The organism is Pseudomonas sp. UBA5706, from assembly GCF_002419965.1.
Classification (GTDB): domain Bacteria; phylum Pseudomonadota; class Gammaproteobacteria; order Pseudomonadales; family Pseudomonadaceae; genus Aquipseudomonas.
The window spans coordinates 35,066-49,546 of record NZ_DIHC01000004.1; the positions used below are offsets into that span (position 1 = coordinate 35,066).

The 14,481-nt window shown below is 59.1% G+C and carries 12 protein-coding genes; 9 read left to right on the forward strand and 3 right to left on the reverse strand.

What is annotated here, in order from left to right; translation table 11 throughout:
• Positions 1-238: 238 nt before the first annotated feature.
• From B3I26_RS02420 to B3I26_RS02445, 6 genes are all read left to right on the forward strand, one after another.
• Entirely contained in the window at positions 239-2,308 is a 2,070-nt protein-coding gene (locus tag B3I26_RS02420; RefSeq protein ID WP_296254752.1) for an LTA synthase family protein, read from the forward strand.
• Between the two features lie 149 nt (positions 2,309-2,457).
• A complete protein-coding gene (locus B3I26_RS02425) occupies positions 2,458-2,694 on the forward strand; it encodes a hypothetical protein (RefSeq protein ID WP_296254754.1) in 237 nt (78 codons plus the stop codon).
• 253 nt (positions 2,695-2,947) lie between these two features.
• Entirely contained in the window at positions 2,948-3,286 is a 339-nt protein-coding gene (locus B3I26_RS02430; RefSeq protein WP_296254756.1) for a ribonuclease E inhibitor RraB, read from the forward strand.
• A gap of 505 nt (positions 3,287-3,791) precedes the next feature.
• On the forward strand, positions 3,792-5,201 hold the full coding sequence (locus tag B3I26_RS02435; RefSeq protein WP_296254758.1) for a circularly permuted type 2 ATP-grasp protein: 1,410 nt from the start codon (positions 3,792-3,794) through the stop codon (positions 5,199-5,201).
• A 12-nt stretch (positions 5,202-5,213) separates the two neighbouring features.
• Positions 5,214-6,173: an alpha-E domain-containing protein gene (locus tag B3I26_RS02440; protein ID WP_296254759.1), complete on the forward strand. Its 960-nt coding sequence runs from the start codon at positions 5,214-5,216 to the stop codon at positions 6,171-6,173.
• Positions 6,170-6,997: a transglutaminase family protein gene (locus B3I26_RS02445; protein ID WP_296254760.1), complete on the forward strand. Its 828-nt coding sequence runs from the start codon at positions 6,170-6,172 to the stop codon at positions 6,995-6,997. The genes B3I26_RS02440 and B3I26_RS02445 overlap by 4 nt, the downstream gene beginning before the upstream one ends.
• A 179-nt stretch (positions 6,998-7,176) precedes the next feature.
• On the opposite strand, the gene B3I26_RS02450 is transcribed toward B3I26_RS02445, so the two are convergent.
• Positions 7,177-7,548: a rhodanese-like domain-containing protein gene (locus B3I26_RS02450; protein WP_296254762.1), complete on the reverse strand. Its 372-nt coding sequence runs from the start codon at positions 7,546-7,548 to the stop codon at positions 7,177-7,179.
• 638 nt (positions 7,549-8,186) lie between these two features.
• Here B3I26_RS02450 and B3I26_RS02455 point away from each other — a divergent pair.
• The 3 genes from B3I26_RS02455 (at position 8,187) to B3I26_RS02465 (ending at position 12,523) form a co-directional block, all read left to right on the forward strand.
• On the forward strand, positions 8,187-9,392 hold the full coding sequence (locus B3I26_RS02455) for an acetyl-CoA C-acetyltransferase (RefSeq protein WP_296254764.1): 1,206 nt from the start codon (positions 8,187-8,189) through the stop codon (positions 9,390-9,392).
• 103 nt (positions 9,393-9,495) lie between these two features.
• On the forward strand, positions 9,496-11,637 hold the full coding sequence (locus B3I26_RS02460; RefSeq protein WP_296254766.1) for a 3-hydroxyacyl-CoA dehydrogenase NAD-binding domain-containing protein: 2,142 nt from the start codon (positions 9,496-9,498) through the stop codon (positions 11,635-11,637).
• 148 nt (positions 11,638-11,785) lie between these two features.
• Positions 11,786-12,523, forward strand: a complete 738-nt coding sequence (locus tag B3I26_RS02465) for an amidotransferase (protein ID WP_296254768.1) — start codon at positions 11,786-11,788, stop codon at positions 12,521-12,523.
• 90 nt (positions 12,524-12,613) lie between these two features.
• Here B3I26_RS02465 and B3I26_RS02470 read toward each other — a convergent pair whose 3' ends face one another.
• Both B3I26_RS02470 and B3I26_RS02475 read right to left on the reverse strand, forming a co-directional pair.
• Positions 12,614-13,585 (reverse strand): magnesium and cobalt transport protein CorA, encoded by a 972-nt coding sequence (locus B3I26_RS02470; protein WP_296254770.1) that lies wholly within the window; start codon positions 13,583-13,585, stop codon positions 12,614-12,616.
• 72 nt (positions 13,586-13,657) lie between these two features.
• Positions 13,658-14,434: a lysophospholipid acyltransferase family protein gene (locus B3I26_RS02475; protein WP_296254772.1), complete on the reverse strand. Its 777-nt coding sequence runs from the start codon at positions 14,432-14,434 to the stop codon at positions 13,658-13,660.
• Between the last annotated feature and the right edge of the window lie 47 nt (positions 14,435-14,481).

Sequence of the window (14,481 nt, forward strand, 5' to 3'; positions counted from 1 at the left end):
GCCCGGAAAAACAACGGAATTTTCACTGTTTTTCAGGAAAATCCGCAGTATTTCAGCTCGCAGGTCGAGCCGATCTTGCGCCGTTGCACGACGTCTCTCATGAAGATTGAGCCGCATCGGTGGTAAACACCGGGCGATCACGTAATATTTGCCCCCCGCGACCCGCACCATCTTTCAGATGCCACCGGGCGCACAGGCTTTTCGAACTTAAACCTGAATCCAACGGATCCTACAACACATGGCCAAACCGGACGCCCCGGCGCGCGCGCCGCTACCTACCGTCAAATCGCACCTGGCTTATACGCTGCTCAGCGGGCTGGCGCTGATGGTTCTGTACACCCTGCTGCGCGTAGCTCTGCTGGTATACAACCGTGAAGGGATCGGCGCCACGCCGGCCTCGACGTTCATCGAGGCATTCGGCAACGGCCTGCGTTTCGACTTGCGGCTGGTGGTCTACATCCTGATCCCGTTGCTGCTGGCGCTGTTCAGCGCCCGATTGTTGGCCGCTCGCGGCGTGTTTCGGGTCTGGTTGACGCTGGTCGCCAGCCTGACCACGTTCTTCGGCCTGATGGAAATGGATTTCTACCGCGAATTCCACCAGCGCCTCAACGGGCTGGTCTTCCAGTACGTCAAGGAAGACCCGAAAACCGTATTGAGCATGATCTGGTACGGCTATCCTGTGGTGCGTTATCTGCTGGCATGGGCCTTGCTGACCTGGCTGCTGAGTCTGGTCTTCAAGGGCATCGACCGCCTGACCCGTGCCCGTGGCGGCCTCAATATCGGCAGTTCCAGCAACCGCGCCATTGCGCCGTGGTACACCCGCATCGCCGTATTCGTTCTGTGTCTGGCGGTCGCGGTGATTGCTGCTCGTGGCACGTTGCGCCAGGGCCCGCCATTGCGCTGGGGTGACGCCTACACCACCGAATCGAATTTCGCCAACACATTGGGCCTCAACGGCACGCTGACCCTGATCGCTGCTGCCAAGAGCCGGCTGTCCGAAGACCGTGACAACATCTGGAAGGCCACGCTGCCACAGCCTGAAGCCCAACAGACTGTGCGCGACATGCTGCTGACCGCCAACGACAAACTCGTGGATCCTGCTAGCGCAGCCGTGCGCCGCGATTTCACCCCGCCTGAGAGCAACACGCTGCCCATCAAGAACGTTGTGGTGATCCTGATGGAGAGCTTCGCCGGCCACTCGGTCGGTGCGCTTGGCGATGAGTCAAACATTACTCCGTACTTCGACAAACTGTCGGAAGAGGGCCTGTTGTTCGACCACTTTTTCTCCAACGGAACGCACACCCACCAGGGTATGTTCGCCACCATGGCCTGCTTCCCGAATTTGCCGGGTTTCGAATACCTCATGCAGACCCCGGAAGGCAGCCACAAGCTGTCTGGCTTGCCGCAGCTGTTGAGCGCGCGCAAGTATGATGATGTGTATGTCTACAACGGTGATTTTGCCTGGGACAACCAATCAGGGTTCTTCAGCAACCAAGGCATGACCAACTTCATCGGCCGTAACGACTTCGTCGATCCAGTGTTCTCCGATCCGACGTGGGGCGTGTCCGACCAGGACATGTTCGATCGGGGCGCCGAGGAACTCAAAGCCCGTCAAGCCAAGGGCAAGCCGTTCTACGCTCTGCTACAGACCTTGTCCAACCACACGCCATACGCATTGCCGGCCAACCTGCCGGTAGAGCGCGTGACCGGGCACGGTACGCTGGACGAGCACCTGACGGCGATGCGTTATTCCGATTGGGCGCTGGGTCAGTTCTTCGAGAAGGCGAAAAAAGAGCCTTACTACAAGGACACGCTCTTCATCGTGGTCGGTGACCATGGTTTCGGGAACAACGAGCAGATCACTGAAATGGACCTGGGCCGCTTCAATGTGCCGATGCTGATGATTGCACCAGGCCTGCAGGACAAGTTTGGCAAGCGCAGCAGCATCGTCGGTACCCAGATCGACATCGTGCCGACCATCATGGGCCGTCTGGGGGGCCAGACCGTGCATCAATGCTGGGGTCGTGACCTGCTGAACCTGCCCGCCGGAGACCTGGGCTTCGGCGTGATCAAGCCTTCGGGGAGCGAACAGACCGTCGCACTGGTGACCGGTAACCGCATCCTGATCGAACCAAAGGAAATGGAACCCAAGGTGTACAGCTACGAGCTGGGTACCAAACCGCATGCCGAAGTGATGCAGAATGCGCCGGACGTCGCTGAGTTGCGCAAGAAGCTAGACAGCTTCCTGCAGACCGCGACCAAGAGCCTGCTGGACAACACGGCCGGCGTTAAAGACGCCAAGCCGTAAGCTGCATGCTGTTTTAAAAAAGAGGCCCTCGTGGCCTCTTTTTTTTGCGCCAAAACAGCGTCGACTCCCATTAGAAACGTTGAACGAATGCCAAAAAAACGCAGTCCGATTTTGGTAGGCCGGCGTGCGGCCTGACTGAGGAGACATTGATGAAAGTCTGGACTATTTCGTTTCAGGATAAAGATGGCGTGCAGCAGACCCACGATCTTGAAGCCGAGCAGCGTCCCAGTGACGAGGAGGCCGCCCAGCACCTGCGTCACGCCCTGTTTCCGGTCACCGAGGACCTGGATCTGAACGATCTGGACGGGCGAACGGCCGATCCCACCGTTAAGACGCTCAAAGAGCAAAACGCGGTGCAGATCATTTCCATCGTGCAAGCCCCGTGAAACAGCGCGTGCAATCAGCGCCAGTTGCCAATTGGCAACGTGCCAGTAATGGGCGTAATCTCCAAGCGAGGCCGGTGAAGCATCCACCTGAGCCCGCTCATGTACGGATGCCTGATTTGTAAAAGCAGCATCGGCCTTCTCAGCGACATGCTTGAGTCCCGGGTGGCGGATGATCCGCCGCTCGACCCCTCTGTACCGGAGGGCGTTTCGGGATCGTTGAAACTCTATCTATCGTTGCATAGGAGGACGTTTCATGAGCACGACCTATCAGGAAGACATCAGCAGTCACGTACTGCGCCGCATGAAAGAAGGCGGTTTCGACTTCGCAAGCATCCACCCCATCGAGTTCTACGCAGTCTTCCCGGATGAGGAGCGGGCGCGTCAGGCAGCGGAAAAATTTCGTGGTGAATCTCTTAACACTCAGCTCAACGCCCGTGAGGACGGCGCGTGGCATCTGCAATTGAGCAAATTGATGTACGCCACCTACGATGGCATTGGCGACTTCGAACAGGATTTCCAGACCGCCATCCTTGGCTTCGACGGCGAGGTTGAGGGGTGGGGGGTCAAACAGGAGATCAAGCGGCTTCACTGATCATGATTGCATCTGCCATGACGCCCGGCCTCGCTGCCGGGCGTTTTCATGAAAGTTAGCCCGCAGGGCTTAACGGCAGCAATGCGATCTGCCCGCTGCCGGGATGACCTTGCGTCCTCAAGACTCGCGCAGAACTGCGCGGGACAGCCAAAAGCCGAGCAAAAAAAAGCCGCTTCATGTGAGCGGCCTAAAGGGAATTTCGTGAACAAGTCCGGTGACGCATCCAGGGTCGCTTAGGGAGTCGAAGCCAGCCTGGTTTGCGTCGATGGGGCGATTATCGGCAAACACTGCCTGGTCGGGAAATCAACTCTCGCTATGCCGCCGATAGATTTTCCAGCGATGCAACGCTTCTCTTTGAAGCGCGTGAGAAACGCTGGAGGCGCATCTTGCACAGGAACGGTGCGTGATCAACTGTCCGCTTAATCAAGCAGTTGATTTTCAAGCGTTTATGCCACTGGCACGAGCCTTGCGAAGCCATGGTGTCCATGGTGACAAGGAGTACGGCATGATCCGCACCTTTTATGATGAAATGTACGAGGCGGGAGGGGCTGTCCGCCCACATTATCGGGAATTTGCCCGTTGGCTGGGCGAGGCGCCACCTGAGTTGCTGGCTCAGCGTCGGCGTGAGGCCGACCTTCTGTTTCATCGTGCCGGGATTACCTTCACCTTGTACGGTGACGAGCAGGGCACCGAGCGTCTGATCCCTTTCGATACGATCCCACGCAGCATCCCCGCCAGTGAGTGGCGCGTGGTCGAGCGCGGCTGCATTCAGCGCGTCAAGGCCTTGAACATGTTCCTGGCCGACCTCTACCACGATCAGCGCATCATCAAGGCCGGGATTCTCCCCGCCGAACAGGTGCTGGCCAACGAGCAATACCAACTGGCGATGCAGGGGTTGAATCTTCACCGCGACCTGTATTCACACATTTCCGGGGTCGATCTTGTTCGCGATGGCGACGGCACCTATTACGTCCTCGAAGACAACCTGCGTACGCCAAGCGGCGTGAGCTATATGCTCGAAGACCGCAAGATGATGATGCGCCTGTTTCCCGAACTGTTCGCCGCGCAACGGATTGCCCCGGTCGATCACTATCCGAATCTGTTGCTCGACACCCTGAAAAGCTCCAGCCCCCTGGATAACCCCAGCGTGGTGGTCCTTACGCCTGGCCGCTTCAACAGTGCGTTTTTCGAACACGCGTTTCTGGCTCGGGAAATGGGCGTCGAACTGGTCGAAGGGGCTGATCTGTTCGTACGCGACGACCGGGTGTTCATGCGCACCACCGATGGCCCGAAAGCGGTGGACGTCATTTATCGTCGCCTGGACGATGCCTTCCTCGATCCGCTGGCGTTCAACCCCGACTCGATGCTCGGCGTTCCGGGCCTGCTAGCGTCTTACCGCTCAGGCAATGTGGTACTGGCCAATGCTATCGGTACCGGTGTCGCCGACGACAAATCGGTGTACCCGTTCGTGACCGACATGATCCGCTTCTACCTCGATGAGGAGCCGATCCTGAAGAACGTGCCAACCTGGCAGTGTCGCAAGCCCGAGGAACTGTCCCATGTGCTGGCCAACCTTGGCGAACTGGTGGTCAAGGAGACCCAAGGCTCCGGCGGCTACGGCATGCTGGTGGGCCCGGCGGCGACGGCAGCGGAAATCGAAGCCTTTCGTGCTCGACTCAAAGCCAAGCCGCACGCGTACATCGCTCAACCCACCTTGTCTTTATCGACCTGTCCGACGTTCGTCGAAAACGGCATCGCCCCACGGCACATCGATCTGCGCCCGTTCGTTTTGTCTGGCCGCGAAACCCGCGTGGTGCCCGGCGGACTGACCCGGGTCGCCCTGCGCGAAGGGTCGCTGGTGGTCAACTCGTCGCAGGGTGGCGGAACCAAGGATACCTGGGTGGTCGAGGATTAAGGATGCCTGCCAATGCTAAGTAGAACTGCCTCGGATTTATATTGGATGTCGCGGTACCTGGAGCGGGCGGAAAACCTCGCGCGGATGCTGGATGTCAGTTACTCGCTGTCCCTTATGCCGCAGGACGGACGCGGGGACGGCCTTACTGAAATCGCCATGCCCCTGCTGATTACCGGAACCCTGGACGATTATCTGGAGCGTCATGGGGAGCTGCACGCTGAGCGCTTGCTGGATTTTTTCGCGCTGGACGCTGCCAATCCGGCCAGCATCTTCAGCTGCCTGGCTGCTGCGCGAGCCGGCGCCCACGCGGTGCGTGGGCGTATTACTGCGGATATGTGGGAAAACATCAACGCCACGTACCTGGAAATTCGCGGAATTGCCGAACAAGGCCTTAGCCGATATGGCATGAGCCGCTTCTGCGAGTGGGTCAAGGAACGTTCACACCTGTTCCGCGGTGCGACCTACGGCACCATCATGCGCAACGACGCCTTCCGTTTCATCCGTCTGGGGACCTTTATCGAGCGTGCCGACAACACCTTGCGTATGCTCGATGCGCGTTACGAAATGCTCGAACTGCGCGGCCCTTCAGCCAATGCAGCGGCGGACAGTTCGGCGGCCGGTTATTACCAGTGGAGCGCCTTGCTGCGCGCGCTGTCCTCGTTCGAGGCCTATACCGAGGTCTATCGCGATGCGCCGGGTGCCCGTCAGGTCGCTGAGCTGCTGCTGTTGCGCGCGGATATTCCGCGATCGTTGCGCGCCTGCCTTGAAGAGCTGGACATGATTCTGGCCAGTCTTGCAGGTGCAAATGGACGTCCCGCGCAGCGACTGGCCGCCGAACTCGATGCACGCTTGCGCTACACCGGTATCGACGAAATCCTTGGCGAAGGCCTGCACGAGTGGTTGAACGAATTCATTCCGCTGCTGGCCCAACTGGGCAACGTCATTCACACTTCTTACCTGGAGGCTGCATGAGACTCTCAATTAGCCACGAGACCACTTATCACTATGACGATCAGGTCCGCGCCAGCATCCAGTATTTGCGTCTGACCCCTCACGATAGCGAGCGCCAGCATGTGCTCAGTTGGCAATTGTCACTGCCGCGCCCGGTGCGTGCGCAAGTCGATCCGTTCGGTAATATCCTGCATGTACTGACCCTGGATGAACCTCACGAGTCCATCGTTATCGGTGCGCGAGGTCAGGTAGAAATCGACGAAAAGCGTGAAGCGGAGCACGAAAGCCAGTCGGCTTTGCCATTTTTGCGTTTTACACGCCTGACCGAGGCCGACGATGCCATTCGCGCCTTCGCCGCCAAACAGACCCGCAAGCGCACCGATCGCATCGCACTGATCGATCTGATGCACGGGTTGAATCAGCATATCGTCTACACACCAGGCTCCACTGCAGTCGACACCCGCGCGACGCAGGCTTTTGCCAATGGGGCAGGGGTCTGCCAGGACCACACCCACGTATTCCTGGCTTGCGCCCGCAGCCTTGGCGTGCCGGCGCGCTACGTCTCGGGCTACCTCTACAGTGAAAGCAGCGAACACCTGGCCAGCCATGCCTGGGCCGAGGCATGGATTGACGACGCCTGGTACAGCTTCGATGTAACCAATCAGTTGTCAGTCCCGCAGCGTCACCTGAAGCTGGCGGTAGGTCTGGATTATCTGGACGCCTGCCCGGTGCGCGGTATGCGTCGTGGTGGGGGTTGCGAGCAGATGCACGCCAAGGTGGTCGTTTCGGATTCGGCACCTGTGGCAATGCCCGGCGTGCAGACGCAGGTGCAGCGGCAGTCGTGAGCGGGTGCAGACAGAGGGCTTGATGGCGGTGGCGCTGCGAGTGGGCATACTGGTCACTCTTGCGCTGCTGCGTGGATCACCGCGGTACGGCTATCCAATCGCACTGCTGTCGCGTCATGCCGCAAATGCGGTGAGCACTCGGACCGCTGAACGCGTTGTAGCCTCACCCCCGCCCGTATTCATTGCGCTGGATCGTCGGCCACGTCATAAAGCGCGTTGTGCAATTCCTCGTAAGTGCCACCGTTGATGATGCTGTTGTAGCCAGCTTTCATCAGCTTTTCCTGCGCCTTGCTGGCGCGTGAATCACTGGAACTGAAAACCACCATCACAAGATTTCGATCGGTCATGACTTGCTTGAGCTGGGGCACCAGCCGCCTGTCATCGACACGCACGGCATTAAGCACCGTACCGGCTTCATAGTCACTCTGGCTGCGCACATCGATTGCAAGCTTGCCATCTCTGATGGCAGCAACGGCTTCTGCCTGTTCGACAGGTCCTGCATGAGCGCTTTCGCTGAAAATCAGTGCAAGAATCATCAACCACCGACGCATGCGCTTAACCCCCCCGTTTCATTGATGCAAAGAGGTTGGCACAAATACGCCCGCTCGCCCGGGTGATTTGAAGTCTCAACCGAACAAACGAGTCAGGTTCGGTAGAATCAGCAGCAGGGTAGTGGCGAAAACGATCAACCCGGCTTGACGTACTTTTGAATGTTTAAACATGGCGTAATGGCCTTTTCTTGTTATTCCTAAGCAACAAAAGCTCGCCTGCTTCGTGGAAAGAGGAAGCGGCAGCTGGCAGAGGTGAAAACCAAGTGAGCAGGTGTCCCGAAAATGAATCGCAGACAGCGGCGCCGCAAGTAATAGTTGTAAGGCGCTCCTGCTATAGACATAACCTTAGAGGCCAGCTGCACCCTTGCTTAGATCGGTTTGATATGAGTAATTCGATTTGGTTAGCGCAAACAGACATAAGCCTATCAGCGGGCAGTAAACACTCGCCTTCTAGACACCTCTAGCCAGACATTTCGGCGTGCGACGGTTAACGACCGTTCGTCTGAGTCCGAAAATTCCTACGAAGCATTAATCGCCTTCACAGTTCGCGAGGTGATGAGTAAACGCATTGAATCCATCTCCATCGCCGTTATGCTGTCGGCACAACAAAAACATCCAGTTGGCAAGCGAGTAACACGATGACCGAGGCGTTTATTTTCGATGCATTGCGCACACCCCGGGGCAAGGGTAAGGCGGGTGGTGCGCTGCACAGTGTCAAGCCGGTAGATCTAGTCGCAGGGCTGCTTAGGGAACTCCAGCTGCGCAACCACCTGGACACCGCTCAGGTCGATGACATTGTTCTCGGGTGCGTGACACCCATTGGCGATCAGGGCGCCAACATTGCCAAAACCGCAGCGTTGGTAGCCGACTGGGCGATCAGTGTGGCGGGAGTCCAGATCAATCGTTTCTGTGCATCGGGCCTGGAGGCGGTGAATCTAGGCGCAATGAAGGTCCGTTCCGGGTTCGAGGAGCTGATCGTGGTCGGGGGTGTGGAGTCGATGTCGCGGGTCCCCATGGGCAGCGATGGCGGCGCCTGGGTGTTGGATCCGCTGACCCAGTTGCACACTCACTTCACCCCGCAAGGTATCGGCGCCGACCTGATCGCGACGATCGAAGGCTTCAGCCGTGACGATGTCGATCGCTTTGCCCTGCAGTCCCAGGAAAAAGCCGCCCACGCCCGACAGACCGGTGCCTTTAATCGTTCGCTCATTCCCGTGCGAGATCAGAATGGTCTGCTGTTGCTGGACCACGATGAATTCATTCGCGCCGACTCGACGCTCTCGGGTCTGGGCCAGCTCAAGCCCAGCTTCCAGAGCATCGGCCAGATGGGCTATGACGCGACGGCGCTGCGCGTGTACAGCCATGTGGAGCGTATCGAACACGTGCATACCGCTGGCAACAGTTCGGGCATCGTCGATGGTGCCGCCTTGATGCTGCTGGGCTCTGCGCACAAAGGGCAGGCCCTGAACCTGCAACCTCGTGCACGCATTGTGGCAACTGCGGTGACCAGCACCGATCCGACCATCATGCTCACCGGGCCTGCTCCCGCGACCCGCAAGGCACTGGCCCGCGCCGGGTTGAAAGTCCATGACATCGATCTGTTCGAAGTCAACGAAGCGTTTGCCTCGGTGGTGCTCAAGTTCATCAGGGACATGAACGTCGACCCGGAAAAGGTCAACGTCAACGGTGGCTCGATTGCCCTGGGCCACCCCCTTGGCGCGACCGGTTGCATGATGCTCGGCACATTGCTCGACGAGCTGGAGGCGCGACAGCAGCGCTATGGCCTGGCGACCCTGTGTGTGGGGGGCGGGATGGGGATTGCAACAATAATCGAACGGCTTTGAGTCGACAGGGGGGCGATGAGTCACCGGCCCCTGCAGCCGTGCGGCCGCAGCAAGCCTTTTTCCGCCCGCCTCACATAAAAACAGTTTCAGGAAGAACGATCGCATGATTGACCCCATCCATTATGAAATCGGCCCCGACCGGATTGTCACGCTGACACTGGACCTGCCCGGGCAGCAGGCCAACACGATGAACGCCCTGTATCGGCAGGCGATGACGCAGACCTTGACGCGGTTACAGGCGGACAAGGACAGCATTTCAGGTGTGATCATTCGTTCTGCGAAGAAAACCTTTTTTGCCGGAGGCGATCTGAACGAGCTGATTCAGGTGGACAGGTCCCGCGCCCAGTGGTTTTACCAGATGACCCTGGACCTCAAGGCACAACTGCGTGCGCTAGAGACCTTCGGCAAACCGGTGGTCGCTGCTATTAATGGCGCAGCCCTGGGGGGCGGCTGGGAGCTGTGCCTGGCCTGTCATCAACGCATTGCCCTTGATGAAAAACATGTTCGTCTCGGCTTGCCCGAAGTCACCCTGGGGTTGCTCCCCGGTGGCGGCGGTACGGTGCGACTGGTGCGCATGCTCGGTTTGGAAAAGGCTTTGCCATTGCTCATGGACGGCAGGATCCTGACTGCACAACAGGCACTCAAGGCTGGCCTGGTCGATCAGCTCGCCAGCGATGCCGAGGATCTGCTGATCAGGGCCCGCAACTGGATTTTGGCCAACCCGTCGCCGAACAAGGCTTGGGACCTGCCGGGGTTTCAGATTCCGAGTGGTTCGACGTCCGACCCGAGCGTCGCGCGAATGCTGGCGCTCGCCCCGTCGATGCTGCGCAGCAAAACCCAAGGCTGTTACCCCGCACCAGAGAAAATCCTGGCGGCAGCCGTCGAAGGCGCGCAGGTGGATTTTCACACCGCCGAGCAAATCGAGGCGCGGTATTTCACCGAGCTTGCCATCGGCCAGGTCGCCAAGAACATGATCGGCACCTGGTTCCAGCTTAATGAGCTCAACGGGGGCCAGTCGCGGCCCAAGGCGCCGCCGGTCTATCACATGCGCAAGGTGGGTATTCTTGGCGCCGGGATGATGGGGGGCGGCATCGCGTATGTCACAGCCTTGGCCGGGATCGATGTAGTGCTCAAGGACGTCAACTTTGCCACCGCGCAAAAGGGTAAGGATCATGCTGTGCGTCTGTTGGATAAACAGGTTGCCAGCGGTCGCATCGAACCTGAACGGCGGAACGCCGTGCTGGGCCGGATCAAACCCACCGGTCGTGACAGCGATCTGGAAGGCTGCGACCTGATTATCGAGGCGGTGTTCGAGGATCGTGAACTCAAGGCCCAGGTCAGCGCGGCCGCGGAGCAGGTCGTGGTGCCTTATGCGGTGATTGCGTCGAACACCTCAACCCTGCCGATCACCGACCTGGCCACGGCGATCAGTCGCCAGGAGCGTTTCGTCGGTATGCATTTCTTCAGCCCGGTGGACAAGATGCGCCTGGTGGAAATCATCAAGGGTGCGCGCACCAACGACATGACGCTGGCTCGGGCGTTCGATTTCGTGCAGCAGATCAACAAGACGCCAATCGTGGTCAACGACGCCCGAGGTTTCTTTACCTCGCGGGTGTTCGCCACATTCACCAACGAAGGGATCGCCATGCTGGGCGAGGGCGTTTCGGCGGTGATGATCGAGACCGAAGCGCGCAAGGCCGGAATGCCGGTGGGGCCGCTGGCGGTGTCGGACGAAGTGTCGCTGAGTCTTATGAGTCAAATCCGGCAGCAGGCGCGCCAGGCGCTGGCGAAGCAGGGCGATACGCTTAGCGAGCATCCGGCCACTGCCGTGCTCGACCTGTTGCTCAACGAATACAAGCGTGGAGGGAAGGCCGCTGGCGGCGGTTTCTATGATTATCCGCAGGGCGCGCCGAAACGCCTGTGGCCGGAGCTCAAGGCGCGATTCGAAAATCCCGAGTCGCAACTGGCGGGGCAAGAGATTCGCGACCGCCTGCTGTTCATCCAGGCCATCGAAACCGTGCGTTGCGTCGAAGAGGGCGTGTTGCGATCGACCACCGACGCCAACGTCGGCTCGATCTTCGGGATTGGCTTTCCGGTATGGACGGGCGGCGCGCTGCAGTTCATCAATCAGTATGGGTTGAAGGATTTCATCGTTCGCGCCCGCGATCTCGCCGAGCGGTATGGCAAACGTTTTGAGCCGCCGGCGCTGCTGCTGGACAAGGCACTCAACGGCACGTTGTTCTGATCGTTCGGCGCAGCGCTGACGACTTGGCAACGCTACAGCGTCGGTTCAGGTCGGGGCAGGTCTGTCAGGTAAACGGCCCTTGCCTTGCCCCGGCCATCAAGGCAGGCTTGGCCATGTGCATCTTCGCCTTGTCGCTTCAGGTATTTTTATGTCGTTACGCATCTGCATTCTCGAAACCGACGTTCTTCGCCCGGAACTGGTCGATCAATACACCGGTTATGGGCGGATGTTCGAGTCGCTGTTCTCGCGCCAGCCCATCGCCGCCGAATTCGTCGTCTATAACGTGATGCAAGGCAAATACCCGCCCGCCGATGAGCATTTCGATGCGTATCTGGTCACCGGTTCGAAGGCTGACTCCTTTGGCACCGATCCGTGGATCGAGACGCTCAAGACGTACCTGCTCGAGCGCTACCAGCAAGGCGATAAGTTGCTGGGCGTGTGTTTTGGTCACCAGCTTCTGGCACTGCTACTCGGCGGTAAGACCGAGCGGGCAGCACAGGGCTGGGGCGTAGGTATCCACCACTACGAACTGGCTGCGGCCCAGCCGTGGATGACTCCGGTCATGGACAAGCTGACGCTGCTGATCAGCCACCAGGATCAGGTCACGGCGTTGCCCGAGGGCGCCACGGTGATTGCCTCCAGCGAGTTCTGTCAGTTCGCGGCGTATCACATCAATGATCAGGTACTGTGTTTCCAGGGCCACCCGGAATTCATCCACGATTACTCGCGTACGTTGCTGGATATTCGCCAGCAATCACTGGGCGAGCAGGTTTACAGCAAGGGTATTGCCAGCCTGGAACAAGACCATCACGGCACCACGGTGGCGGAATGGATGATGCGGTTCGTAGCGAACAAACCTCAGTCGCATGAGGCAGACCGCAGCTAAGTAGCCTGCGGCAGCACGGCTTGTCGGCGGGAGCGATCATAAGAAGCGCCGCCGCCGACAAGCCGTGTTGCTACAAAAGCCGTGCGCGGCCTACAACCAGCCCGAGCGCTTAAAGCTGGCGAACAGAATCCCGCAGCCGCCCAGAATCACCCCCAGCACGGCGTAATAGCCGTAATGCCAGCTCAGCTCTGGCATGTTCTGGAAGTTCATCCCATAAATACCGGCGATCGCTGTCGGGAATGCCAGAATCGCCGCCCAGGCGGCGAATTTGCGCTGTGTCAGGCTCTGGCGCGAAGACTCCAGCAGCAGACTGATTTCAATTGTCTGACTGGCGATGTCGCGCAGGTTCGCCAGGTCTTCCATCTGCCGCTTCACGTGAATCTCCACATCGCGGAAGTAGGGGCGCATGTTCTTGTCGATGAACGGAAAGCTGAGCTTCTGCAGCTCTTCACCGATCTCAACCATTGGCGCTACATAACGGCGCAAGCGCAGCAGGTCGCGGCGCAGACTGTGAATACGATGAATATCGGCTTCGTTGAGGTCTTTCCTCAACACACTGTGCTCCAGCTCCTCAAGCTCGCCATGAATAGCTTCGGTGACGGGTTGATAGTTTTCGGTGACGAAATCCAGCAGCGCATACAGCACGAAATCTTCGCCGTGCTCGAGCAGTAAGGGGCGCGCTTCGCAGCGTTGGCGCACCAGCCCATACGATTTGGAGTGCCCGTTGCGTGAGGTGATGATGTAGCCATTGCCCGCAAAAATGTGCGTCTCGATGAAAATCAGCTTGCCGTTTTCGCGGATTGGCGCGTAGGTCACGATGAACAGGGCATCGCCAAAGGTTTCGAGCTTGGGTCGGCTGTGAGTTTCCAGCGCGTCCTCAATGGCCAGCTCATGCAGGCAGAATTGCTTTTGCAGCGACGCCAGCTCCTCGGCACTCGGCTGCTCCAGGCCAATCCAGACAAAATGCCCAGGCTTTGCGGCCCAGGCCGCCCCTTCGTCGAGGGTGATATCGGTGACTTTCTTCCCGGCACTGTAAACGGCAGCAGCAACAACTCGGCCCATGGTGATCTGCTTCTTTCTGGAGGAGGGACTGGTGCGCAGCTTAGCGCGGTCTTACTTCAGAGTGGGCCGATCTCAGCGAGTTCGAGGGTTTTGTGCAAGCTGTTCAGCAGCGGTTTGGTTGGGGGTCGCCGTCGGGCGCAACTGCGTGTCCATCTGCTCGATGCAGGTTTGCATCTGGCCATGGCACAGGGCGATCAGACCGGGGATGTCGTGGCTGGTCTTGCCCGTCGTGGGAATGGCCGGCAGGGCGCGAATCATCACCTGGCCGCTGTCCCACCCATTCAGGCACATGTCGCGCGCATAGGTGCTTACGCACACCGGCACGATCGGCACGCCTGCCTCGATGGCCATCTGGAAAGCGCCCCGCTTGAACGGCAGCAGACCATTGCCCAGGTTGCGCGTACCTTCGGGGAAGACCCAGATCGAGGTGTCCTTGTGCTGCAGGGTGTCGGTGGTTTGGCGAATCGAGCGCCGCGCCCGCAGCGGGTTGCCGCGATCGATCAGTACATTGCCCGCCAGCCAGAACAGCTGACCGAACAATGGCACCCATCTCAGGCTCTTCTTGCCGATGCAGACGGTGCGGGGCGGCACGATGTTGCCGAGGATGAACAGGTCGTAGTTGGATTGATGGTTGGCGATGATCACGCAAGGTCGCGCTCGCTGGAAATGCGTACCCATTTCGGCCTTTAGGCGCAGACGCAAAATCCACATGGCTGGCAATGCGTACAAGCGGGCGCACAACCGGCTGTTGTCGGGGTTGAACGGGCGACAGATACCCAGTGCCAGGCCGAGCGCGCCAGCGACTATGAAATGCACCCCCATCAGCAACATACGCAGGACAAACAGCATGCAGACCACTCTGGCAACAAAAGGTGGCGCAGTGTACGGATGTGCAC

Bases quoted from the DNA above. Each gene is read 5' to 3' on its own strand.
- B3I26_RS02425 (WP_296254754.1), top strand. From the start codon at position 2,458: ATGAAAGTCTGGACTATTTCGTTTCAGGATAAAGATGGCGTGCAGCAG.
- B3I26_RS02450 (WP_296254762.1), bottom strand. From the start codon at position 7,548: ATGCGTCGGTGGTTGATGATTCTTGCACTGATTTTCAGCGAAAGCGCT.
- B3I26_RS02465 (WP_296254768.1), top strand. From the start codon at position 11,786: ATGTCGTTACGCATCTGCATTCTCGAAACCGACGTTCTTCGCCCGGAA.
- B3I26_RS02475 (WP_296254772.1), bottom strand. From the start codon at position 14,434: ATGCTGTTTGTCCTGCGTATGTTGCTGATGGGGGTGCATTTCATAGTC.
- B3I26_RS02460 (WP_296254766.1), top strand. From the start codon at position 9,496: ATGATTGACCCCATCCATTATGAAATCGGCCCCGACCGGATTGTCACG.
- B3I26_RS02420 (WP_296254752.1), top strand. From the start codon at position 239: ATGGCCAAACCGGACGCCCCGGCGCGCGCGCCGCTACCTACCGTCAAA.
- B3I26_RS02435 (WP_296254758.1), top strand. From the start codon at position 3,792: ATGATCCGCACCTTTTATGATGAAATGTACGAGGCGGGAGGGGCTGTC.
- B3I26_RS02440 (WP_296254759.1), top strand. From the start codon at position 5,214: ATGCTAAGTAGAACTGCCTCGGATTTATATTGGATGTCGCGGTACCTG.
- B3I26_RS02455 (WP_296254764.1), top strand. From the start codon at position 8,187: ATGACCGAGGCGTTTATTTTCGATGCATTGCGCACACCCCGGGGCAAG.
- B3I26_RS02470 (WP_296254770.1), bottom strand. From the start codon at position 13,585: ATGGGCCGAGTTGTTGCTGCTGCCGTTTACAGTGCCGGGAAGAAAGTC.
- B3I26_RS02445 (WP_296254760.1), top strand. From the start codon at position 6,170: ATGAGACTCTCAATTAGCCACGAGACCACTTATCACTATGACGATCAG.
- B3I26_RS02430 (WP_296254756.1), top strand. From the start codon at position 2,948: ATGAGCACGACCTATCAGGAAGACATCAGCAGTCACGTACTGCGCCGC.